Origin of the sequence: Nonomuraea zeae (assembly GCF_005889725.1) — a bacterium.
Lineage (GTDB): Bacteria > Actinomycetota > Actinomycetes > Streptosporangiales > Streptosporangiaceae > Nonomuraea > Nonomuraea zeae.
On record NZ_VCKX01000025.1, the window covers coordinates 47,488 to 66,827 of the forward strand.

19 protein-coding genes are annotated in these 19,340 nt (G+C 70.7%); 11 read left to right on the top strand and 8 right to left on the bottom strand.

Annotated elements, in window-relative coordinates; all coding sequences use genetic code 11:
* Positions 1-8: 8 nt before the first annotated feature.
* The 3 genes from ETD85_RS11185 to ETD85_RS11195 are packed head-to-tail and all read left to right on the top strand — an operon-like array spanning position 9 to position 2,814.
* Positions 9-782 (top strand): ABC transporter permease, encoded by a 774-nt coding sequence (locus tag ETD85_RS11185; RefSeq protein ID WP_240779085.1) that lies wholly within the window; start codon positions 9-11, stop codon positions 780-782.
* Positions 779-2,239: an ABC transporter ATP-binding protein gene (locus ETD85_RS11190; protein WP_240779086.1), complete on the top strand. Its 1,461-nt coding sequence runs from the start codon at positions 779-781 to the stop codon at positions 2,237-2,239. The genes ETD85_RS11185 and ETD85_RS11190 overlap by 4 nt, the downstream gene beginning before the upstream one ends.
* A complete protein-coding gene (locus tag ETD85_RS11195; RefSeq protein WP_240779087.1) occupies positions 2,236-2,814 on the top strand; it encodes a GNAT family N-acetyltransferase in 579 nt (192 codons plus the stop codon). The genes ETD85_RS11190 and ETD85_RS11195 overlap by 4 nt, the downstream gene beginning before the upstream one ends.
* On the opposite strand, the gene ETD85_RS11200 is transcribed toward ETD85_RS11195, so the two are convergent.
* Both ETD85_RS11200 and ETD85_RS11205 read right to left on the bottom strand, forming a co-directional pair.
* Positions 2,765-3,466 carry a hypothetical protein gene (locus tag ETD85_RS11200; RefSeq protein ID WP_138689582.1) on the bottom strand — a complete coding sequence of 234 codons (702 nt, stop codon included), beginning with the start codon at positions 3,464-3,466 and terminating at the stop codon, positions 2,765-2,767. The two genes, ETD85_RS11195 and ETD85_RS11200, sit on opposite strands and share 50 nt — an antisense overlap.
* Before the next feature lie 118 nt (positions 3,467-3,584).
* The gene (locus ETD85_RS11205; RefSeq protein WP_138689583.1) at positions 3,585-4,598 is read right to left on the bottom strand and encodes a LacI family DNA-binding transcriptional regulator; all 1,014 of its coding nucleotides are present in this window, start codon (positions 4,596-4,598) and stop codon (positions 3,585-3,587) included.
* A 130-nt stretch (positions 4,599-4,728) separates the two neighbouring features.
* Between ETD85_RS11205 and ETD85_RS11210 the strand changes: the two genes are divergently transcribed.
* The 5 genes from ETD85_RS11210 (at position 4,729) to ETD85_RS65635 (ending at position 11,641) form a co-directional block, all read left to right on the top strand.
* The gene (locus ETD85_RS11210; protein ID WP_138689584.1) at positions 4,729-6,093 is read left to right on the top strand and encodes an ABC transporter substrate-binding protein; all 1,365 of its coding nucleotides are present in this window, start codon (positions 4,729-4,731) and stop codon (positions 6,091-6,093) included.
* Positions 6,090-7,007, top strand: a complete 918-nt coding sequence (locus ETD85_RS11215) for a carbohydrate ABC transporter permease (protein WP_138689585.1) — start codon at positions 6,090-6,092, stop codon at positions 7,005-7,007. The genes ETD85_RS11210 and ETD85_RS11215 overlap by 4 nt, the downstream gene beginning before the upstream one ends.
* A complete protein-coding gene (locus ETD85_RS11220) occupies positions 7,004-7,846 on the top strand; it encodes a carbohydrate ABC transporter permease (RefSeq protein ID WP_138689586.1) in 843 nt (280 codons plus the stop codon). Before ETD85_RS11215 ends, ETD85_RS11220 begins: the two co-directional genes overlap by 4 nt.
* A gap of 25 nt (positions 7,847-7,871) precedes the next feature.
* Complete coding sequence (locus ETD85_RS11225) at positions 7,872-9,911, top strand: glycoside hydrolase family 2 protein (protein WP_138689587.1); 2,040 nt, start codon at positions 7,872-7,874, stop codon at positions 9,909-9,911.
* Between the two features lie 164 nt (positions 9,912-10,075).
* Positions 10,076-11,641 carry a cellulase family glycosylhydrolase gene (locus tag ETD85_RS65635; protein WP_138689588.1) on the top strand — a complete coding sequence of 522 codons (1,566 nt, stop codon included), beginning with the start codon at positions 10,076-10,078 and terminating at the stop codon, positions 11,639-11,641.
* Positions 11,642-11,762: 121 nt separating this feature from the next.
* Here the strand turns inward: ETD85_RS65635 and ETD85_RS11235 are convergent, their stop codons facing one another.
* Positions 11,763-12,341 (bottom strand): TetR/AcrR family transcriptional regulator, encoded by a 579-nt coding sequence (locus tag ETD85_RS11235; RefSeq protein WP_138689589.1) that lies wholly within the window; start codon positions 12,339-12,341, stop codon positions 11,763-11,765.
* A gap of 95 nt (positions 12,342-12,436) precedes the next feature.
* On the opposite strand from ETD85_RS11235, the gene ETD85_RS11240 reads away from it, so the two are divergent.
* Entirely contained in the window at positions 12,437-14,002 is a 1,566-nt protein-coding gene (locus ETD85_RS11240; protein WP_476739299.1) for an MDR family MFS transporter, read from the top strand.
* Positions 14,003-14,164: 162 nt separating this feature from the next.
* A complete protein-coding gene (locus ETD85_RS11245; protein ID WP_170246623.1) occupies positions 14,165-14,818 on the top strand; it encodes a GntR family transcriptional regulator in 654 nt (217 codons plus the stop codon).
* Here the strand turns inward: ETD85_RS11245 and ETD85_RS11250 are convergent.
* Genes ETD85_RS11250 through ETD85_RS11270 form a run of 5 tightly spaced genes read right to left on the bottom strand, consistent with a single transcriptional unit; the run spans position 14,790 to position 18,702 of the window.
* Entirely contained in the window at positions 14,790-15,674 is an 885-nt protein-coding gene (locus ETD85_RS11250; RefSeq protein WP_138689591.1) for a DMT family transporter, read from the bottom strand. The genes ETD85_RS11245 and ETD85_RS11250 overlap by 29 nt on opposite strands.
* Positions 15,671-16,459 (bottom strand): amino acid ABC transporter ATP-binding protein, encoded by a 789-nt coding sequence (locus tag ETD85_RS11255; RefSeq protein WP_138689592.1) that lies wholly within the window; start codon positions 16,457-16,459, stop codon positions 15,671-15,673. The genes ETD85_RS11250 and ETD85_RS11255 overlap by 4 nt, the downstream gene beginning before the upstream one ends.
* Before the next feature lie 5 nt (positions 16,460-16,464).
* Positions 16,465-17,316 (bottom strand): amino acid ABC transporter permease, encoded by an 852-nt coding sequence (locus ETD85_RS11260; RefSeq protein WP_138689593.1) that lies wholly within the window; start codon positions 17,314-17,316, stop codon positions 16,465-16,467.
* On the bottom strand, positions 17,303-18,163 hold the full coding sequence (locus tag ETD85_RS11265) for a transporter substrate-binding domain-containing protein (protein ID WP_138689594.1): 861 nt from the start codon (positions 18,161-18,163) through the stop codon (positions 17,303-17,305). The genes ETD85_RS11260 and ETD85_RS11265 overlap by 14 nt, the downstream gene beginning before the upstream one ends.
* A 41-nt stretch (positions 18,164-18,204) precedes the next feature.
* Positions 18,205-18,702 carry a gamma-glutamylcyclotransferase gene (locus ETD85_RS11270; RefSeq protein ID WP_138689595.1) on the bottom strand — a complete coding sequence of 166 codons (498 nt, stop codon included), beginning with the start codon at positions 18,700-18,702 and terminating at the stop codon, positions 18,205-18,207.
* A gap of 118 nt (positions 18,703-18,820) precedes the next feature.
* Between ETD85_RS11270 and ETD85_RS11275 the strand changes: the two genes are divergently transcribed.
* Positions 18,821-19,264, top strand: a complete 444-nt coding sequence (locus ETD85_RS11275) for a VOC family protein (RefSeq protein ID WP_138689596.1) — start codon at positions 18,821-18,823, stop codon at positions 19,262-19,264.
* The last annotated feature ends 76 nt before the right edge of the window (positions 19,265-19,340 follow it).

The window sequence follows — 19,340 nt, forward strand, 5'->3', positions numbered from 1 at the left end:
GCGGCGCGGTGCATCGGGGGGCCGGGGTGTCGCTCATGGCGGTGCCGCTGCTGATCGCGCTCCTGGGGCCCTGGCTGGCGGGAGCGCCCGAGCCACGTGGCGTCTCCTTCGCCGCCGTGCCCCCGCTGGGCACGGACTTCGTGGGGCGGGACGTGTGGGAGCAGGTGCTGCTCGGCGGCCGTTCCGTGGTCTCCGTCGCGGTGCTGGCGACGCTGATGGCGTACGCGGCCGGGGTGCCGCTGGGCCTGGCGGCGGCGCTGGCCGGCCGGCGGTGGCTGGACGAGGTGCTGATGCGCCCGCTCGACCTGCTGCTGGCGGTGCCTTCGCTGCTGCTGCTCGTCATGCTGGCCGCGCTGTTCTCGCCGGGCCCGGTGGCGCTGGTGCTGATCGTGGCGCTGATCGGGCTGCCCGAGGTGGTGCGGATCTCCAGGGCGGCGGCGCTGGAGGCGGCGGGCGGCACGGCGATGCAGGCGCTGCGGTTGCAAGGGGAGACGTGGTGGCGCAGGGCCGTCGGGTACGCCGGCCGCTCGATGCTCTCCACGCTGGTGGCCGACGTCGGCGTACGGCTGGTCGGCGCGCTCTACCTGGTGGCCTCGGCGAGCTTCCTGGGCGTGGGCCTCGCGCCGGACGCGAGCGACTGGGCGGTCATGGTCGATCGCAACAGGACGGGGATGTTCCTGCAGCCGTGGGCCGTGCTGGCGCCCGCGCTGCTGATCGTGGCCCTCTCGGTGGGGCTGAACCTGACCTTCGACCGGGCGGCGGGAAAGGGCGGCAGGCCGTGATACTCCAGGTCGACGGGCTGCGGGCCGAGGTTGACGGGCGGGCGCTGGTGGACGGCGTGTCGTTCGAGCTGGCCGCGGGCGAGGTACTGGCGCTGGTGGGCGCCTCGGGCAGCGGCAAGACCACGGCGGGGCTGGCGCTGCTCGGGGAGCACGCGCCGGGGGTGCGGCTGTCCGGCGCGGTACGGCTCGCCCCCGGCGTGGTCGCGTACGTGCCCCAGCATCCGGCCGGCGCGCTCAACCCGGTGCGCCGGGTGGGCGGCGTCCTGAAAGAGATCGCCCGGCAATGTGGGAAGGCCGACGAGGGGGTGCGGGAGGCGGCCCGCCGTCGCGGGGCGGTCGATGAGCGGGTGCGGGAGGCGGCTCGGCGGGCGCGGCTGCCGGTCGAGCTGCTCGGCCGCTACCCGCACCAGCTCTCCGGCGGCCAGCAGCAGCGCGTCGTGCTGGCCCAGGCGCTGCTGCTGGACCCCGTGCTGATCGTCGCCGACGAGCCGACGACCGGCCAGGACGGCCTGATCCGGGCGGAGGTCATCGAGGAGTTCCGCGGGCTGCGCGCGCAGGGCATCGCCCTGGTGCTGCTCAGCCACGACCTCGCCATGGTGCGGGCGCTGGCCGACCACGTGGCGGTCATGCGGGCAGGCCGCGTCGTCGAGTCAGGCCCCGCGGACGCCGTGCTGAACACCCCTCGCCACGACTACACCCGCCGCCTGCTCGCGACGCGCCCCATCCCCAGAGCCCCCATACCCAGAGCCCCCATCCCTGGAGCCTCCGTCGCCGGGGCCGCGGCGACGCCGTCGATCGAGGTGCGCGACCTGGTGGCCGGGCACCGGCGCACGCCCGTGCTCCGGGAGGTGAGCCTGAGCGCCGCCGCCGGGGAGTGCGTGGCCGTGGTCGGCAGGTCGGGCAGCGGCAAGACGACCCTGGCCCGGTGCGTGGCCGGCCTGCACAGGCCCGCCTCCGGCACGATCACCATGAACGGCGAGCCGCTCCCGCGCCGCCTGCCCGCCCGCGCCCGCGACGTCCAGTACGTCTTCCAGGACGCCCGCGCCTCCTTCGACCCGTACCGTGGCGTGTCCGCCCAGGTCGCCCGCACGGCCGTCAGGTTGCGCGGCGCCACCCCGGCCCAGGCCGCGGCGGCCGCGCGGGCCATGCTGGAGCGGGTCGGCCTCGACGAGCACACGACGGGACGCCGTCCCGCGGCGTTGTCGGGGGGCGAGCTGCAACGGGCCGCGCTGGCCCGCGCGCTGCTGGCCGAGCCGAAGGTGCTCATCTGCGACGAGATCACCTCCGGCCTGGACGCGCTCGTCCAGGCCGCCATCCTCGACCTGCTTGACTCGCTGCGCCGCGACCTCGGGCTCACACTGCTGCTCATCAGCCACGACCGGGACGTGGTGGCCAGGCTCGCCGACCGGGTCGTGGCGCTGGAGGGCGGCCTGATCACCTCGGAGAGTGCACAGTGAACGGCTACACCGTCACCACCGCCGCGCCCGGCCACCTGGAGGGCGCGCGCCGGGTCATGCTCGACACGTTCCACCGCGAGTTCGGCTACGGCTACCAGCCCCGATGGCACTGGGACGTGGTGGACCTGGAGGAGGTCTACCTGCGTCCCGCCGGGCACACGCTGATCGTCGCGCTGCACGACGGCGAGGTGGTCGGCACCACGGCCGTGCGCGCGGGCGGCCCGAAGAGCCCGCCGCACCCCGAGTGGCTGGCCCGGCTCTACCCGGACGACGTCACGGCCCAGCTCTTCCGCGTGTACGTGGACCCCGCCCACCGCCGGCACGGCCTGGCCGGGGAGATGGTCCGGCAGGCCGGCCGCTTCGTCGCCGGGCACGGCGGTTACCGTGCCCTCTACCTGCACACCGACACGCGGGTCCGGGGTGCGGAAGAGTTCTGGCGCTCGGTGGCGGAGCCCGTGTTCGACGCCCGCGACGGCGACCCCGGCCACTTCCAGACCCTCCACTTCGAGCTTCCGCTGACCGGTCTCAACCGGACATCCCGAGCAGGAAGGCGGCGGGGATCAGTGCCACGGTGAGCCCGACGGCCCACCAGCGGGGCGCGGGACCGTCGCGCAGCACGGCGACGCCGGCGGGCACCAGGGCCACGGCGAGCCCGGCGAGCGCGAGCAGCGCGACCGGGTCGCTGCTGCCCTTGAGCACCCCGAGCGGCAGCCCGGCCGCCAGCCCGAGCGCCACGCAGCGGACCGGGCCGAGCGCCCTGGACAGGTGGGCGCCGATCGCGAGCACGATCCAGCCGCCCATGATGGCCACGTTGACCGCCTTGAAGACGTGGAACGCGCCGTAGGTGGATGCGACCGCCCGCTGCGCCGCCTCCAGGCCGAACGCGTCCACGAGCTGGAAGGCCAGGTGGCTCACCCCGGCGTGGAACACCCGGCCGAACAGCCCGAGCACCACCAGCGTGCCGCCCCACCTGGCCCAGCCGGGCCTTGTCGCCCCGATCGTCCGGGTGAGTGCGCTCACCCCGGGCCACAGCAGCACGATCCCCGCCGCGAACAGGCTGTAGGACAGGACCATCCGCCCGGGGGCGGCGGCGTAGGCGGCGAGCTGGCCGGGGAAGAAGTCGTCCGCGCCGGTCCGGGCGAGCACTCCGGCCAGGAGCAGCAGCGGCCCGAGCACCAGCCCGGCGCCCTCGACCCAGCGACCGGGGAACGTGTGCGTGATCGTCATGCCGTCGATTCAACCGGCGGCCCCGCGCCCGCACACGGGCGCTGCCACGAGACCTGGAGGTAGTCCGGGCACTACCGTCACTAGCGCGCGATGCCCTCCCTGACGGCAGGCACTACCGTCACTCCCCGGCGGTGCTCTCCCTGACGATCAGCCGGTGCGGGACCACGATCTCGGAGGGCGCGGCGGCCGTGCCGTTGATCGACTCCATCAGCGTGTCCACCGCCGCCCGCGCGATCACCCCCTTGTCGGGCGCGACCGTGGTCAGGCTCGGCGTGCTGTACTGGCCCTCCTCGATGCCGTCCAGCCCGACCACTGCCACGTCGTCGGGCACGCGGCGGCCCGCCCTGGTCAGCGCCCTGATCGCGCCCAGCGCGAGCAGGTCGTTGTAGCAGAACACGGCGTCGGGCGGCTCGGGCAGGGCCAGCAGCCGCTCCATGGCCTCGGCGCCCAGCCGCCGGTGGAAGTGCGGGGTGGCGGCCACGAGCCGGTCGTCCACCTCCAGGCCCGCGTGGGCGTGCGCCTGCCGGTATCCGGCGGTCCTGAGCTGGGCGGTCTCGCCGGTCGCGTACGGCTGGTCGCCGATGGCGGCCACCCGGCGCCGGCCCAGGCTCAGCAGGTGGGCGGTGGCCTCGCGGGCGGCGGCCACGTTGTCGATGGCCACGTGGTGGAAGCTGCCGTTGAAGATGTGCTCGCCGAGCAGCACGATCGGGATCCGGTTGCCCCGGGCGCGCAGCTCGTCGGCGGAGACGGCCAGCGGGCTGAGCAGCAGCCCGTCGAACAGCGTGGCCCGCGAGTCGCGCCCGAGCAGCTCCCGCTCCCGGTCACCGTCGCCGTCGGTCTGGTCGATCATCACCACGTAGCCGTGCGTGCGGGCCGCGGTGATCACCTCGCGGGCCAGCTCGGCGAAGTACGGCACGTCCAGCTCGGGCACCACCAGGGCGATCATCCCGGTCCGCCCCTGCTTGAGGTTGCGGGCGATCAGATTGGGACGGTAGTCGAGCTCGTCCAGCACGGCCTGCACGCGGGCACGCAGCTCGGCGGAGACCGGCGCGTAACCGTTCACCACGTTGGACACGGTGCGAATCGATACGTTCGCCCGTTTGGCAACGTCACGCAGGGTTGGACCGGCCATGCGTCTCCTATACCTCCGACTGCTCCGCTTGGGAAGATCCTAAATCTTCTCTTGCATCGTTGCAGACAAGTATGCATGATGTCTGCATCGTTGCAGAGCTCTCACTGGAGCCCAGGCCGAGGAGTCAGAGATGTCCACACCGCCCATAGACCGACGCGGCTTTCTCAAGGGAGCCCTGGGCATCGGCGCGCTCGCGGCCACCGGCTCCCTGGCGGCGTGCGCCCCCGGCGGCCAGAGCACCGCCCCCAGCAAGCTGGCCGCGCCGACCGCCTCGGCGTCGTCGGCCAAGGGCGAGATCACGATCTGGAACCGGTCGGGCGACCTGTTCAAGGTCTTCGACGCGGCGATCGGCAAGTTCCGGCAGGCGTACCCGAACGTCAAGGTCAACCACCAGGCCGTGGACATCGACGCCAAGCTCGCCAACACCCTCATCAGCGGCACCGACGTGCCCGACGGCAGCTTCTGGGACGACGCCAAGATCGGCGGGCAGGCCGAGCACCTCTTCGACCTGACCGACCTGATCGCGCCGTACAAGGAGCAGACCTCGGCGTACAAGCTGTCGGTCAACACGGTCGAGGGCAAGATCTACGGCGTGCCCTGGGACCTGGACCCCGGGCTGCTCTGGTACCGCGAGGACGTCCTGGAGGGCGCCGGGGTCGATCCCGCGAGCCTGGCCACGTACGACGACCTGCTCAACGCGGCCAGGACGGTCAAGGAGAAGGACCCGAAGACCAAGCCCATCCACCTGGAGAAGACGCCGTTCCTCAGCCAGCTCTGGCTGGAGATGCTGGCCAACCAGCAGGGCACCAGCCTCACCGACGCCCAGGGCAAGCTGCGGCTGGACTCGGAGGAGTACCGGCGGATCTTCACCTGGATCCAGGGCGCGGTCAAGGACGACCTGGTCACCCACGCCCCCTACCTGGAGCCGGCCGACGTCAACTCGCTCGACAGCGGACAGCAGGTGTTCGTGCCGTGGGCGATCTGGTGGTCGTTCGCGCCGCAGCAGCTGCTCAAGTCCACCAAGGGCAAGTGGCGGGCCGCGCCGCTGCCGGCCTGGACGCCGGGCGGCGCGCGCAGCGGCGCGATGGGCGGCAGCAGCTTCGTCATCCCCGCCAAGGCCAAGAACCCGGAGCTGGCCTGGCTGCTGTACGAGTTCCTGTGCTTCAAGGAGCCCGGCTACACCGCCGTGTACGGCCCCAACGACATCTACCCCGGCGGCCTGTCCACCTCGATCCCCAGCTACACCCCGGCGGCCGACCCGGCCAAGCCGCTGTTCCAGCCGATCGACGCGCTCGGCGGCCAGGACCTGTGGAAGGTCGCCGTCGAGGCCGGCGCCACCATCCCGGCCGCCGCGCCGATCCCGTGGTGGTGGGCCCAGTCGGTCGACTACCTCGGCAACAACATGCAGCGCCTGATGGAAGGCAAGATGTCACCCGACCAAGTGATCTCCGAGTCGGCCGAGAAGATCCAGCGCAACCTGATCGACCGGTCATGACGGTGAGCCTCGCGAGCGGCGTCCGCACGCGGCGGCGGGCGAGGGGCCCGCGCACCACCCGGCTGTCGCCGTACCTGTTCATCGCGCCGTTCTTCGTGGTCTTCGCCGCGTTCGGGATCTACCCGCTGATCTACGCGCTGCAGCTCAGCTTCATGCGCTGGCGCGGCGCGGGCGCGGCCCACTGGGTCGGCGCGGACAACTACCTCTACCTGCTGACCAGCCCGGACTTCTGGGCCTCGCTCGGCAACAGCGCCGTCATGTGGCTGCTGATCGTGCCGATCCAGGTCGTCGCCGGGCTGGGCGGCGCGGTGCTGCTGGCCAACGCCAAGCTGCGGCTGCGCGGGTTCTTCCGGGTGGCGTTCATCGCGCCGTTCGTGACCCCGCTGGTGGCCATGGCGCAGGTGTGGATCGTGGTGTTCGACCAGGACTACGGCCTGATCAACTACGCGCTCAACCTGGTCGGGCTGCCCGACGTGGGCTGGCTGACCTCCACGACCTGGTCCAAGCCGACGCTGGCGCTGCTGTTCCTGTGGAAGACGACCGGGTTCGCGATCATCATCCTGCTCGCGGGCCTCCAGGCCGTGCCGGGCGGCGTGTACGAGGCCGCCTCGCTCGACGGCGCCTCCCGCTGGCGCCAGTTCTGGTCGATCACCGTGCCCCTGGTGCGGCGCAGCATGGCGTTCCTGGTGGTCATCCAGACGCTGGCCGTCTTCCAGATGTTCGCCGAGCCGTTCGTGGTCACCGAGGGCGGCCCGTACGGCTCCACGACCACCGCGGGCCTCTACCTGTACGACCACATCACCGCCTCCGACCTGGGCACCGGCGCCGCGAACTCGTTCCTGCTGGTCCTGCTGGTCTTCGGCCTGTCGCTGATCTCCGTCAGGCTGCTCCGCCCGAAGGACGAGGTGTCATGAGCCAGACCAGACCGGGCCTCGCGCAGTACGTGCTGCTGGCGCTGCTGGCCATCGCGTTCCTGTACCCGATCTTCTGGGCGGTCAGCTCCTCGCTCAAGCCCGCGGCCGAGATCATCTCCAGCCCGCTGTCGCTCGGCGCGCCGACGCTGGACAACTACCGGGCCATGTTCGCCGACGTGCCGATCGGCACCGGGTTCGCGAACACGGCGCTGGTGCTGGTGGTCAAGGGCGCGATGACGATGTTCTTCTGCCCGCTGGCCGGCTACGCCTTCGCGAAATACTCCTTCCCCGGCAAGAACCTGCTGTTCGGCGTCGTGCTGCTGACGCTGATGCTGCCGACCCTGGTGCTGATCATCCCGCTGCTGCTGGAGATGAGCGCGCTGGGCTGGGTGAACACCTACCAGGCGCTGATCCTGCCGGGCAGCATCGACGCGTTCAGCATCTTCTGGATGCGCCAGACCATCGCCGCCATCCCGGACGAGCTGATCGACGCGGGCCGGGTGGACGGGGCCGGCGAGTTCGGCATCTTCTACAAGGTCGTGCTCCCGGTCATCCGCCCGGGGCTGGCCGCCCTGGCCGTGCTGACCACCATGAACGTCTACAACGACTTCGTCTGGCCGGTCGTCGCCGTCAACGACACCTCGCACCAGACACTGCAGGTGGTGCTGTCCACGCTGGCGCAGAACGTCACGGGCAACCGGATCGGCGCGGACTTCGCGACCGTCTGGGGCGAGCTGCTCGCCGCGGGCAGCATCGCCATGCTCCCGCTGCTGGTGATCTTCGTACTCCTGCAGCGCCACTTCATCAACGGCATCCTCGCGGGCAGCGTCAAGGGCTGACCGCCATCCCATGAAAGAGAGCACCATGACGCCGCGTGCGGAATATCCCCGGCCCCACTTCGACCGGTCGCACACCTGGTCGAGCCTGAACGGCGACTGGGACTTCCGGGCCGACACCGAGCAGGACTGGACCAGGACCATCACCGTGCCCTTCGCCTGGGAGACCCCCGCGTCGGGCATCGAGGCCCACTGGCTGCCCGTGGCCTGGTACCGCCGCCGGATCAGCGTCCCCGCCGCGTGGGCGGGGCAGCGGATCGTGCTCCATTTCGGGGCCGTGCACCACGAGGCCACCGTCTGGGTCAACGACACCGAGGTGGTCACGCACCGGGGCGGCTACACGCCGTTCGAGGCCGACATCACCGCCGCCCTGCGCCCGGAGGGCGAGCAGGAGATCGTGGTACGGGTCTCCGCGCCGCTCGACAAGCGCGAGATCGCGCACGGCAAGCAGCGCAGCATCCCGCGCGACGACTTCGACGGCGTGTGCTTCACCCCGTCGTCGGGGATCTGGCAGAGCGTCTGGCTGGAGGCCCGGCCCGCCACGTACGTGGCCGCGCTGAAGCTGCGCCCCTCGGAGGGACTGGACGCCATCGAGGCCGAGGTCAGCGTCGCCGGACCGGCGGGGGGCACGCTCCGGCTGACCCTGCGCGGCACGGGGACGACCGTCGAGCTGCCGGTCACGGCGGGGGTCGTGCGGGCGGACCTGCTGGTCGCCGAGCCGCGCCTGTGGTCGCCGGAGGACCCGCACCTCTACCACGTGGACGCCGAGCTGGTCTCGCCCGACGGCACCGACCGGGTGGCCGGCTACACCGGGCTGCGGCGGGTCGAGGTGATCGGCGAGGACCTGTACCTCAACGGCCGCCGCCTGTTCGTGCGCGGCGTGCTCGACCAGGGTTACTGGCCGCGCACCGGGATCACGCCGCCCGACGACGCCGCGCTGCGCCACGACATCGAGCTGGCCGCCGCCCTGGGCTACAACCTGGTGCGCAAGCACCTCAAGCTGGAGGACCCGCGCTTCCTGCACCACGCCGACGTGCTCGGCATGCTGGTGTGGGCCGAGCCGGCCGCGACAGGGCGGTTCTCGGCGGAGTCGGTGGCCGCGTTCGAGGAGCAGATCGCGCCCATGGCCGAGCGCGACGGCAACTCCCCGGCGATCGTCATCTGGGGCCTGTACAACGAGGAGTGGGGTCTCGACTGGGACATCCCGGGCGACCCGGCCAAGCAGGAGGCGACCGCCCGGGCGTACGACCTGCTCAAGGCGCTCGACCCGACCAGGCCCGCCGTGGACAACTCGGGCTGGGAGCACGTCAAGACCGACCTGCTCGACTGGCACTACTACGACGAGTCCGCCGCCTCCTGGGCGAGCACCCTCGCCAGGCTGGTGGACGGGGAGCAGGACGACTTCCCCGTGCGGCTCGGCCCCGACTACGTGGTGCGCAAGAAGCTGGCCGGCGCGCCCGGCCAGCCGCTGCGCGGCCTGCCCAACCTCAACAGCGAGTACGGCGGCGGCCACACCAGCGTCCAGCGGGCCTGGCACCTGCGCTGGCAGACCCAGGAGATGCGCCGCCACGACCGGCTGGCCGGCTACGTCTACACCGAGCTGTACGACATCGAGCACGAGTCCGCCGGCCTGCTCGACTTCGAGCGCCGCGCCAAGGACCTGGCCGGCGTGGATCCGGCCGACGTCAACGCCACGACCACGCTCGTGCTCGACGTCGTCCCCGTCGCGCCGGGCCGCGACCTGGTGAGCGAGTCCCGCGAGGTGAGCGTGCCGGTTCGCGTGTCGCACCACGGCGCCGAGCCGGTCAACGGCCACCTGCACACCGCCTGGACCCCGGTGCTCGGAGCCACCCCCGGCGCGCCCGGCGACGAAGGCCCGTGGATCGAGGCCAAGCCGTTCCTGCTGAGCGGCGCCGCCGAGGTGCGCGCCGAGCTGCCGGCCGGCTGGACGAGCGGGCGGCTGCACGTCGCCCTGGTCAGCGACGGGGCCGTGGTCGCCCGCTCGGCCGTGGACGTGGACACCTTCACCGGCCACGTCATCGGCGACGACCCGCTGGCCCGCCCCTGACCCTGCCGCCCGCACACGTCCCGGCCTGATCCAGACCTCCCGGCAGTGGTGAAACTTTCACGTGTTCCCGCAGGTCACCGCCACCGGGAGGCCGCCGCGCATTGACGTGCCCGAAGGGAGCGACCGAGCATGACGCGCGTTCTCCTTCTCCGAAAGGGCACCCCATGCACTTGTCCAAGGCGATGACGGCCGCCCTGGCCACGCTGGTGGCCGGGGCGGCGATCACGGTCGCGGTCGCCACCGCCGGGCCGGCCGGCGCCGCTGCCGGGACCGGCACCGGATACCTGCACACCAGCGGGAACAAGATCGTGGACAGCACGGGCGCCACCGTCCGGCTGACCGGCATCAACTGGTTCGGGATGGAGACCGACAACAAGACCTTCCACGGCCTGTGGTCGAGCAACCCCTGGAAGAGCCAGATCGACAAGATGGCCTCGCTGGGTTACAACACGCTGCGCGTGCCGTACTCGAACGACGCGCTCAAGTCGGGCGCCACGGCCACCGGCATCAACGACTACGTCAACCCGGACCTGATCGGCCTGTCGCCCCTGCAGATCCTGGACAAGGTCATCGACTACGCGGGCGTCAAGGGCATGCGGATCATCCTCGACCGGCACCGCCCGACCGCGGCGGGACAGTCGCCGCTCTGGTACGTCTCCGCCACCCCGGAGTCCACCTGGATCAACGACTGGAAGGCGCTGGCCCAGCGCTACGCGGGCAACACCACGGTCATCGGCGCCGACCTGCACAACGAGCCGCACGCCGAGGGCACCAACCCCAACGCGACCGGCGCCTGCTGGGGCTGCGGCGACCAGGCGCGCGACTGGCGGCTGGCGGCGGAGCGGGCCGGCAACGCGGTCCTGTCGGTCAACCCGAACTGGCTGATCTTCGTGGAGGGCGTGAGCTGCCCGAGCGGCGGCCTGTCCAACGTGTGGGACGGCGATCCCAGCAACGACGAGGACTGCGGCTGGTGGGGCGGCAACCTGTCCAAGGCGGGCCAGTTCCCCGTGCGGCTGAACGTGGCCAACCGGCTCGTCTACTCGCCCCACGAGTACGCCACCTCGGTCTATCACCAGAGCTGGTTCGACGCCCCCGACTACCCGGCGAACATGCCGGCGATCTGGGACAAGTACTGGGGCTACCTGTACAAGCAGAACATCGCGCCGATCATGATGGGCGAGTTCGGCACCACGCTGACCGCGAACGTCGACAAGATCTGGCTGCAGGAGCTCATGAAGTACACCGGCACCGGGGTGAACGGGATGTCGTTCACGTACTGGTCGTGGAACCCGAACTCCGGGGACACCGGTGGCATCGCCAACGACGACTGGACCACCATCAACCAGGCCAAGCAGGACATCCTGCAGCCGTACCTGATCCCGCCGGTGGGCGGCAGCGGCCCGACGCCGACCGTGACGCCCACGGTCAACCCGCCGGGGCAGTGCACGGTGACCTACAAGCAGACGAACGCCTGGCAGGGCGGCTTCCAGGGTGAGGTGACCGTGAAGAACACCGGCACCGCCGCCATCGCCAGCTGGAGCGCTAACTGGACGCTCCCGTCGGGCGTGACCCTGAACAACGCCTGGAACGCGGTCGTGACGCAGTCGGGGACCACGTGGACCGCGAAGGGTCCCGACTGGGCGAAGAGCCTGGCCGCCGGGGCGTCCGTGGCGATCGGCTTCACCGCCAACGGACCGGCCGCCACCCCGTCCGGCGCGACCTGCTCCTGATATGCCGCCGCGGGCGGACGCGCTCCCGCCCGCGGCCCAGGTGAGCGCGCCGCTCAGGTGAAGGGGCCCGTCAGGTGAACGGGCCCCTCAGGCGTACGGGCCGCTCAGGCGAACGGGCCGCTCAGGCGAACGGGCGGGCGATCTGGCCGAGGGTCTCCAGCACGACCTCGACGAACGTGCGGGTCTGCCCTTCCTCGGCCCACTCCTGGTTGGCCAGGCGCATCGCGGTCATGAAGGCCGCCCCCAGCACCCGGGGCGGCACGTCGCTCGCCCGCCCGGCCACCGCGTCGGCCAGCTCCCGCTCCAGCGTCGCCATCGTGGCCAGCTGCCGGGCCAGGAGCGAGGGATGCCGCTTGGCCAGCCGGGCGCGCAGCACCCGCTCGCGGTCGGGCTCCCCCATGATCTCGCTGAGCGACTGAAGGGCCCCGCACAGCGCCTCCCAGGCAGACAGCCCGGCGGGCTGGGCACGGACGAGGTCGACGAGCTGGCGCACCCGCTGCTCCTCGCCGTAGAGCAGCGCGTCCTCCTTGCCGGCGAAGTAGTTGGAGAACGTCCGGCGGGAGATGTTGGCCGCGTCGGAGATGGCCTCGACCGTCACGGCGTCGAAGCCGTGCTCCAGCACCAGCCGCAGCGCGGCCTCGTGCACCGCCTGCCGCGTCTCGGCCTTCTTGCGCTCGCGCAGACCAACCGTGGTGTCCATGATGCGGCTCATCCTACCGTCGGGGAATATATGCTCAATGGGAAAAGTTGCCCACTGAGCACATCTTTACTTATGACCCTAGGGGAGGCCCGCGCGTGAGCGCACCCACGGCTCAGGACACCCAAGCGATGTCCTCACGCCAGATCATGGAAGCCCTCAGCGGACTGCTGCTGGTCCTGTTCGTCGCGATGATCAGCAGCACGATTGTGTCGGTCGCACTGCCGCAGATCGTCGGCGCGCTCAAGGGCACGCAGTCGCAGTACACCTGGGTGGTCACCGCCTCGCTGCTGGCATCCACGGCCTCCACCCCCATCTGGGGCAAGCTGGCCGACCTGTTCAGCAAGAAGCTCCTGCTCCAGATCTCCATCGTGATCTTCCTGCTCAGCTCGCTGGCCTGCGGCTTCGCGCAGAACACCGGCCAGCTGATCGCCTTCCGCGCGTTCCAGGGCCTCGGCATGGGGGCGCTGCAGGTCCTCGTCCAGGTGATCATCGCGGCGATGATCAGCCCCAAGGACCGCGGCAAGTACAACGGCTACCTCGGCGGCGTCATGGCCGTCGCGACCGTGGGCGGACCGCTGCTCGGCGGCCTCATCGCCGACACCTCGTGGCTGGGCTGGCGCTGGTGCTTCTTCATCGCGGTGCCGTTCGCCCTGGTCGCCTTCTTCCTGCTGCAGAAGACGCTGCACGTGGTCAGCGTCCGCCGGCCCGACGTCAAGATCGACTACTTCGGCGCCACCCTGATCGCCGCGGGCGTCAGCGTCCTGCTCATCTGGGTCACCTTCGTCGGCAACTCCTTCGAGTGGCTCTCCTGGCAGACCGCCGCGATGGCCGGCGGCGGCGTGGTGCTGCTCGCGCTGGCCACCTGGGTCGAGTCCGTGGTCAAGGAGCCCGTCGTGCCGCTGCACGTCATCAAGCGGCGCACCCCGGCCCTGGCCATCGTGGCGAGCCTCGCGGTCGGCATGGCCATGTTCGGCGGCTCGGTCTTCCTCGGCCAGTACTTCCAGACCGGCCGTGGCTTCAGCCCGACCGAGGCGGGCCTGCTCACGATCCCGCTGATGCTCGGCGTGCTGCTCTCCTCGACGATCACCGGGCGCATGATCTCCAGGAGCGGCAACGTCAAGCCGTACATCGTGCTGGGCTCGATCGTGCTCACGGCCGGCTTCCTCGTGCTGTCCACCACCGACCACGACACCCCGATCCCCCTCATGATGGCCGCGATGCTGCTGGTCGGCGCCGGGGTCGGCATGTCCATGCAGAACCTCGTCCTCGCCATCCAGAACACCGTCCCGCTGCGCGAGCTGGGCGCGGCGAGCGGCGCCGTCACCTTCTTCCGCTCGCTCGGCGGCACCATCGGCGTGTCGGTGCTCGGCGCGGTGCTGGCCAACCAGGTCACGGCGAACATCAACGAGGGCCTGCTCAAGATCGGCGTCGACCCGTCCAAGGCGGGCGCGGGCGCCGGCGCGAGCCTGGACATCGCCGCGCTGCCCGAGCCGTTCCAGTCGATCGTGCGGGCCGCCTACGGTGACGCCACCGGCCACATCTTCCTCATCTCGGCCGCCATCGCGGTCGTCGGCGTGCTCGCCACGCTGTTCCTCAAGCCGGTGAAGCTGCGCGACAGCGTCGACCTGCCGGCTCCGGTCGAGAAGGAGCCCGTCGGGTAGCGAACGCGACCTGCGGCACGGGAGCCCTGGCCGGCTGGCCAGGGCTTCTTGCGTGACCGGGCCCCAGGCCTGTGTGATGGGCATCCAGCTTGAGCCACACCCTGTGTACACTTCTGTATACAGGAGTCGCCGAGCGAGGAGCAGATGCGCACCATGGCCGGAATGCCCGAGCGTAAGAGCCGCCGGACCGCGGAGTTCATGGCGGACGTCGTGCACGAGCGGCTGCGTGACGCCATCCTGGCCGCGGAGTTCCGCCCCAACCACCGGCTGGTCGAGGAGGAGCTGGCCGACTGGTTGCAGGTGAGCCGCACGCCGGTGCGCGAGGCGCTGCTGCGGCTGCGCCAGGAAGGGCTGGTCATCCAGCGCAAGGGGTGGATCGTGCGCGACCACGCCCCCGAGGAGATCCTGGAGATCATCGAGGCGCGGGCCGGGATCGAGGCGCACGCGGCGTTCCTGGCGGCGGAGCGGCTCGACGGCGAGCGGCTGGCCCGGCTGGAGGAGCTCATCGAGCAGATGGAGGTGCCGGGGATCTCGCGCTCCAAGCTCAACGAGCTCAACAACGAGTTCCACGAGATCATCACCGACGGGTCGGGCAACTCGCTGGTCGCGCAGTTCTACCGGCGGACGAAGGTCAACTACTGGAACTTCAACCAGCCGGTCGTGTTCACCCCCGCCGACGACGAGGTGGTCAACACCCAGCACCGCGAGCTGGTCGCGGCCATCGCGGCGAAGGACGCCGAGACGGCCGCGCGGGTGGCGCGCGAGCACGTCAACAACACCACCCGCATCATCGTCTCCGCGCTCGGCCTCGGCTGAAGACCGCGAGGCCGAGCAGGACCACGCCGAGCGAGAGCCACTGCCCGGCGCTCATCGCCTCCCCCAGCACCAGGATGCCGAGCAGCAGGCCGACGACCGGCTGCAGGTAGGTGTTGAGCGAGGCCGCGGTCGACCCCCACAGCAGGATGAACCGGAAATAGAGCAGGTAGCCCCCGGCCGAGGCCAGCAGGCCCAGCTCCAGGAGGGCCAGTACCGGCAGGACCCCCGGCTCGGCGACCCGGGCGCCGTCGCCCGACAGGATCACGACCGGCAGCAGGTAGAGGGTGGCCGCCGCGATCTGCCCGCCCGCGATGACGGCCGGGTCCAGGTGCGGGAGATACCGGCGGGTGTAGACGTTGCCGGTCGCGAAGATGGCGGAGCTGGCCACCACGACCAGCGGCCAGCCCCACGTCCCTCCCTCGAAGGAGCCGCCGGACAGCGCCGCCAGGCCGCAGAACGCGATCACGATCCCGGCCAGCCTGGGCAGGCTGAACCGCTCGGCCCGCGTGACCAAGGTCGCGATCAGGAACACGAACACCGGCGTGGTCGCCGAGAGCACGACCGACGTGGACGAGTTGACGTGCACCTGCGCCAGCGTCAGCAGCGTGAACGGCAACGCGATGTTGAACGCCCCCAGGGCCAGCAGGTGCCCGAGCACGCGCCGGTCACGCGGCACGGCCAGCCCCCGCACGCGTACGACGACGCCCAGCGCCACGGCGGCCAGCGCCATCCGCACGAGCACGATCACGAACGGGCCGAAGGACCTGAGGGCGATCGCGGTGAAGAAGAAGCTGGCTCCCCAGATCGACGTCATCACCGCGTAGAGCACGTAGTCACGTGCCGTCCCCCGCATCATGCAGGAGCGCTCCTGCTGGTCATCTTCGCGAGGAACGCCCTGGTGCGATCGTGCTCGGGCGCGTGCAGGACCTGCTCGGCCGGCCCCTCCTCGACGATCACGCCGTCCACCATGAAGATGATCCGGTCCGCGATGTCCTCGACGAGCGGGATGTCGTGGGTCGCCATCAGCATGGTGCACTCCTGCCTGGCCAGGTCCCTGATGACGTTCGCGACCTCGACACGCAGCTCGGGGTCGAGCGCGCTGGTCGGCTCGTCCAGCAGGATCATGCTCGGGTCCATGGCCAGCGCCCTGGCGATGGCCACGCGCTGCTGCTGCCCGCCGGACAGCTGGCGCGGATAGTGGTGCTCGCGCCCGGCCAGCCCCATCCTGCCGAGCAGCTCGGCCGCCTGCCGCTCGGCCGTGCGCCGGTCCCTGCCGAGCACCTGGCGCGGCCCGTAGGCCACGTTCTGGGTCGCCGTCATGTGCCGGAACAGGTTGAAGTGCTGGAACACCATGCCGATGCGGGCCCGCTGCCTGCTCGCCTCCCTGTCGCCGAGCGGCTGGAGGTGGTCGCCGACCTTGCGGTAGCCGATCAGCTCGCCGTCCACCTCGATGTAGCCGGAGTCGATGAGCTCCAGGTTGTTGACGCAGCGCAGGAACGTCGACTTGCCCGCTCCCGACGGCCCGATCAGCGCCACGATCTCCCCGTCGCGCACCTCCACGGACACGTCTTTCAGCACCCGCGTCGCCCCGAAGGACTTGAACACGTGCCGCGAGCGCATCTTGACCGCTCGTTCCTCCATGGCCGTCACCTCGCCGGGAACTTGCGCTCGAGGACGTGCTGCAGGACCGTGATCAGGGCGGTCAGCAGCAGATACCAGAAGGCGGCGACGAGCAGCAGTTCGAGATATTTGAAGTTGGTGTAGTAGACGCGGCTGACCGAGAGCAGCAGCTCCGAATACCCGATCGCGTAGGCCAGCGACGTGTTCTTGATCATGAGGATGTACTGGTTGCCGACGGCGGGCATGACGATGCGGAACGCCTGCACCAGCACGATCTGCCGGGTGATCTTCCCGTTCGGCACGCCCAGCGCGCGGGCGGCGTCCCGCTGCCCCTGGTCCACGCCCTGGATGCCGCTGCGGATGACCTCCGCCATGTACGCGCTCTCGGCCAGCGTCAGCGCGAAGAGCCCGGCCACGAACGGCGTGAAGAACGCGCTGGCCGGCTGGTCGGCGACCAGCACCACGTCGGTGAACGGGATCGACAGGCTGACCCGCCCGATCACCCGGGGCACCGCGTAGAACCAGATCAGCAGCTGGACCAGCATCGGCGTGCCGCGGAAGACGAAGACGAACCCCGCCGCCGCGGCCCGCAGCACGGCGTTGCCGCTGATGCGCAGCAGCGCCACGCCGGTGCCGAGGACGATGGCCAGCGCCGTGCTCAGCGTGGCGAGGGAGAGCGTCCCCCAGACCGCCTCCAGGATCGCCGGCCCGAACAGGTAGCGCCCGACCGTGGACATGTCGAACACGCCCGAGCGCAGGAACGGAAGGGCGATCAGGGGGATGATCGCGACGACCGCGGCGGCCTGGAGGAGCTGCCCCCAGGGCCGCGGCCTTCTCACCGGGAAGTAGACCGGCGCCTCGGTGCTAGGGCCTGGCATCGAGCTGCCCGTTGTAGGCGGGCTGCTTCAGTCCGCCGACGGCGAGGTTCCACTTGGCCAGGATCTTGTCGTAGGTGCCGTCCTTCATCATCGCGTCGAGCTGGCCGTAGACGGCGTCCCGCAGCTGCGGATTCTTGTCCTTCACGAACGTGAAGTTGATCAGGTAGTCGACCAGGTGGTAGTCGGTCGTGGCGAACTGGCCGGGGTTCTCCTTCACGATGTACTGCGCCTGCGCCAGGTCGGGCGCGTACGCCTCGATGCGCTCGGACAGCAGGCCCTGCAGCCCGAGCGGGGTCGAGGTGTAGTGCTCGACCTGGATCGGGCTCGGGCAGGACCCGTTCTCCTTCGCCACGGCCTTCTCCAGCGTGGTCGAGCCTTCGAGCATGCCGAGCTTCTTGCCGCAGACGGCCTGGGCGGTGGTGTACTTGCCGGCGTCCGCCTTGCGCACCAGGAACGTCGCGCCCGACTGGTAGTAGCCGACCATGTCCACCTGCTGGAGCCGCTCCGGGTTCGGGCTCATGCCGCCCGAGCCCATGTCGAACTGGCTGGCCTGCAGGCCGGTGATGATGGCCGAGTAGTCCACCTGGACCCACTGCGTGGTGAGGCCGAGCCGGCGGGCGATCTCGTCGACGATCTCCACGCCGAACCCCTGCAGGTCCTGCGACCCTTCGGCGCGGAACTCCCCGGGAATGTACGACTGCTGCGAGCCGATCATGAGGACGCCCTTCTGGACGGTGGGCGCCTTCGCGTCCGAGGACGCCTCGGTGGCCCCGCCTCCTCCGCCCGAGCAGGCGGCCAGCAGCACCACGGCCGCGGTGACCACCGCCGGGAACAGCCTTCCGGACATGCAACTCTCCCTGCGTGTGAGTGGTTGGGGGGTGAGGGCCGCTAGCGGGAGTCGGCGGAGCGGCCCGGCTTGCCGGCCGGGACAGGGCGGTCGAAGTCGGGGCACTCGGCCGCCTCGTCGAAGGTCTGCTGCACCTCGGCGCGGTAGTCGGCGGGGAACTCCTGCTCCGCAAGGCCCTGGGGCACCCGCTCCCAGTAGAAGCGCGGCGGGCGCATCCGGATGCCCGGCTGCGACAGCACGTACGTGAAGCAGTCGTAGTGCTTGCCGTCGTCGCCCTGGACGGTCAGGAACACGATGTCGAAGTCGTCGAAGTCGTCCTTCAGATGGGCGTCGTCGACCTCGAAGACGATGCCCTGGGCGGCCTTGCCGTACGTGCCGGTGTCGGCCAGGTGGCACCAGCCGCGGTCGGTGCGCTCGCCCGCCGCCCTGAACTGGATCTGCCGGTTGACCGCCTTGGCCTTGGTCACCGCCACGGCCTCAGGCAGGTACTTCCGCAGCTCGGCCTCAAGCAGGTACGTGCAGTAGCCGAAGTAGTACATGGACTCTCCACAGCAATGGTGATGAAAGCGACATACAGGGGAAACAATCTTGTATGTGCTACCGTACGCCAATCTGTATACAGCCATTCCAGGCGTTCCGTCCAGATAGGGAGATGTCATGATTCCGCTCTTCAGGAAGCTCCACCACGTCTGCGTCGTGGTCGCCGACCTGGACAAAGCCGTCGCCTACTACGAGAGCGTCGGCATCGGCCCCTGGTTCGACTATCCGAAGGGCGGCGCGTACGTCGAGTACGACGTGCCGAACGCGCAGGCGTCCGCCGCGATGCGCTACAAGTGCGCGGACCTGGACAACTTCCAGCTACAGCTCTGCCAGCCGCCGGAGCTGGACTCCCCGCAGCGGCGCTTCCTCGACGAGTCCGGCGAGGGCGTCTACCACTTGGGGTTCGAGTCGGACGACCTCGGGACCGCCGAGGAGCAGGCGGGCGCGCTCGGCCTGGACGTCATAGCGCGGGGCCGCCGGGCGGACGGCTCCGGATTCTGCTACTTCGACACCCGCGCCGGCGCCGGGGTGACGCTGGAGGTGCGCAAAACCCAGCACTGACCACAAAACCCGCCCCCAGAACGTTGCCGCCACTCCGGGACCGGCGGTCGTTTCGGCATCGACAATGGACGAATCA

What these genes read in the sequence shown, in the direction of transcription:
- ETD85_RS11200 (WP_138689582.1), bottom strand. Translation starts at nt 3,466, where the DNA reads ATGACGATCACGCACACGTTCCCCGGTCGCTGGGTCGAGGGCGCCGGG.
- ETD85_RS11205 (WP_138689583.1), bottom strand. Translation starts at nt 4,598, where the DNA reads ATGGCCGGTCCAACCCTGCGTGACGTTGCCAAACGGGCGAACGTATCG.
- ETD85_RS11210 (WP_138689584.1), top strand. Translation starts at nt 4,729, where the DNA reads ATGTCCACACCGCCCATAGACCGACGCGGCTTTCTCAAGGGAGCCCTG.
- ETD85_RS11215 (WP_138689585.1), top strand. Translation starts at nt 6,090, where the DNA reads ATGACGGTGAGCCTCGCGAGCGGCGTCCGCACGCGGCGGCGGGCGAGG.
- ETD85_RS11220 (WP_138689586.1), top strand. Translation starts at nt 7,004, where the DNA reads ATGAGCCAGACCAGACCGGGCCTCGCGCAGTACGTGCTGCTGGCGCTG.
- ETD85_RS11225 (WP_138689587.1), top strand. Translation starts at nt 7,872, where the DNA reads ATGACGCCGCGTGCGGAATATCCCCGGCCCCACTTCGACCGGTCGCAC.
- ETD85_RS65635 (WP_138689588.1), top strand. Translation starts at nt 10,076, where the DNA reads ATGCACTTGTCCAAGGCGATGACGGCCGCCCTGGCCACGCTGGTGGCC.
- ETD85_RS11235 (WP_138689589.1), bottom strand. Translation starts at nt 12,341, where the DNA reads ATGGACACCACGGTTGGTCTGCGCGAGCGCAAGAAGGCCGAGACGCGG.
- ETD85_RS11245 (WP_170246623.1), top strand. Translation starts at nt 14,165, where the DNA reads ATGCCCGAGCGTAAGAGCCGCCGGACCGCGGAGTTCATGGCGGACGTC.
- ETD85_RS11250 (WP_138689591.1), bottom strand. Translation starts at nt 15,674, where the DNA reads ATGATGCGGGGGACGGCACGTGACTACGTGCTCTACGCGGTGATGACG.
- ETD85_RS11255 (WP_138689592.1), bottom strand. Translation starts at nt 16,459, where the DNA reads ATGGAGGAACGAGCGGTCAAGATGCGCTCGCGGCACGTGTTCAAGTCC.
- ETD85_RS11260 (WP_138689593.1), bottom strand. Translation starts at nt 17,316, where the DNA reads ATGCCAGGCCCTAGCACCGAGGCGCCGGTCTACTTCCCGGTGAGAAGG.
- ETD85_RS11265 (WP_138689594.1), bottom strand. Translation starts at nt 18,163, where the DNA reads ATGTCCGGAAGGCTGTTCCCGGCGGTGGTCACCGCGGCCGTGGTGCTG.
- ETD85_RS11270 (WP_138689595.1), bottom strand. Translation starts at nt 18,702, where the DNA reads ATGTACTACTTCGGCTACTGCACGTACCTGCTTGAGGCCGAGCTGCGG.
- ETD85_RS11275 (WP_138689596.1), top strand. Translation starts at nt 18,821, where the DNA reads ATGATTCCGCTCTTCAGGAAGCTCCACCACGTCTGCGTCGTGGTCGCC.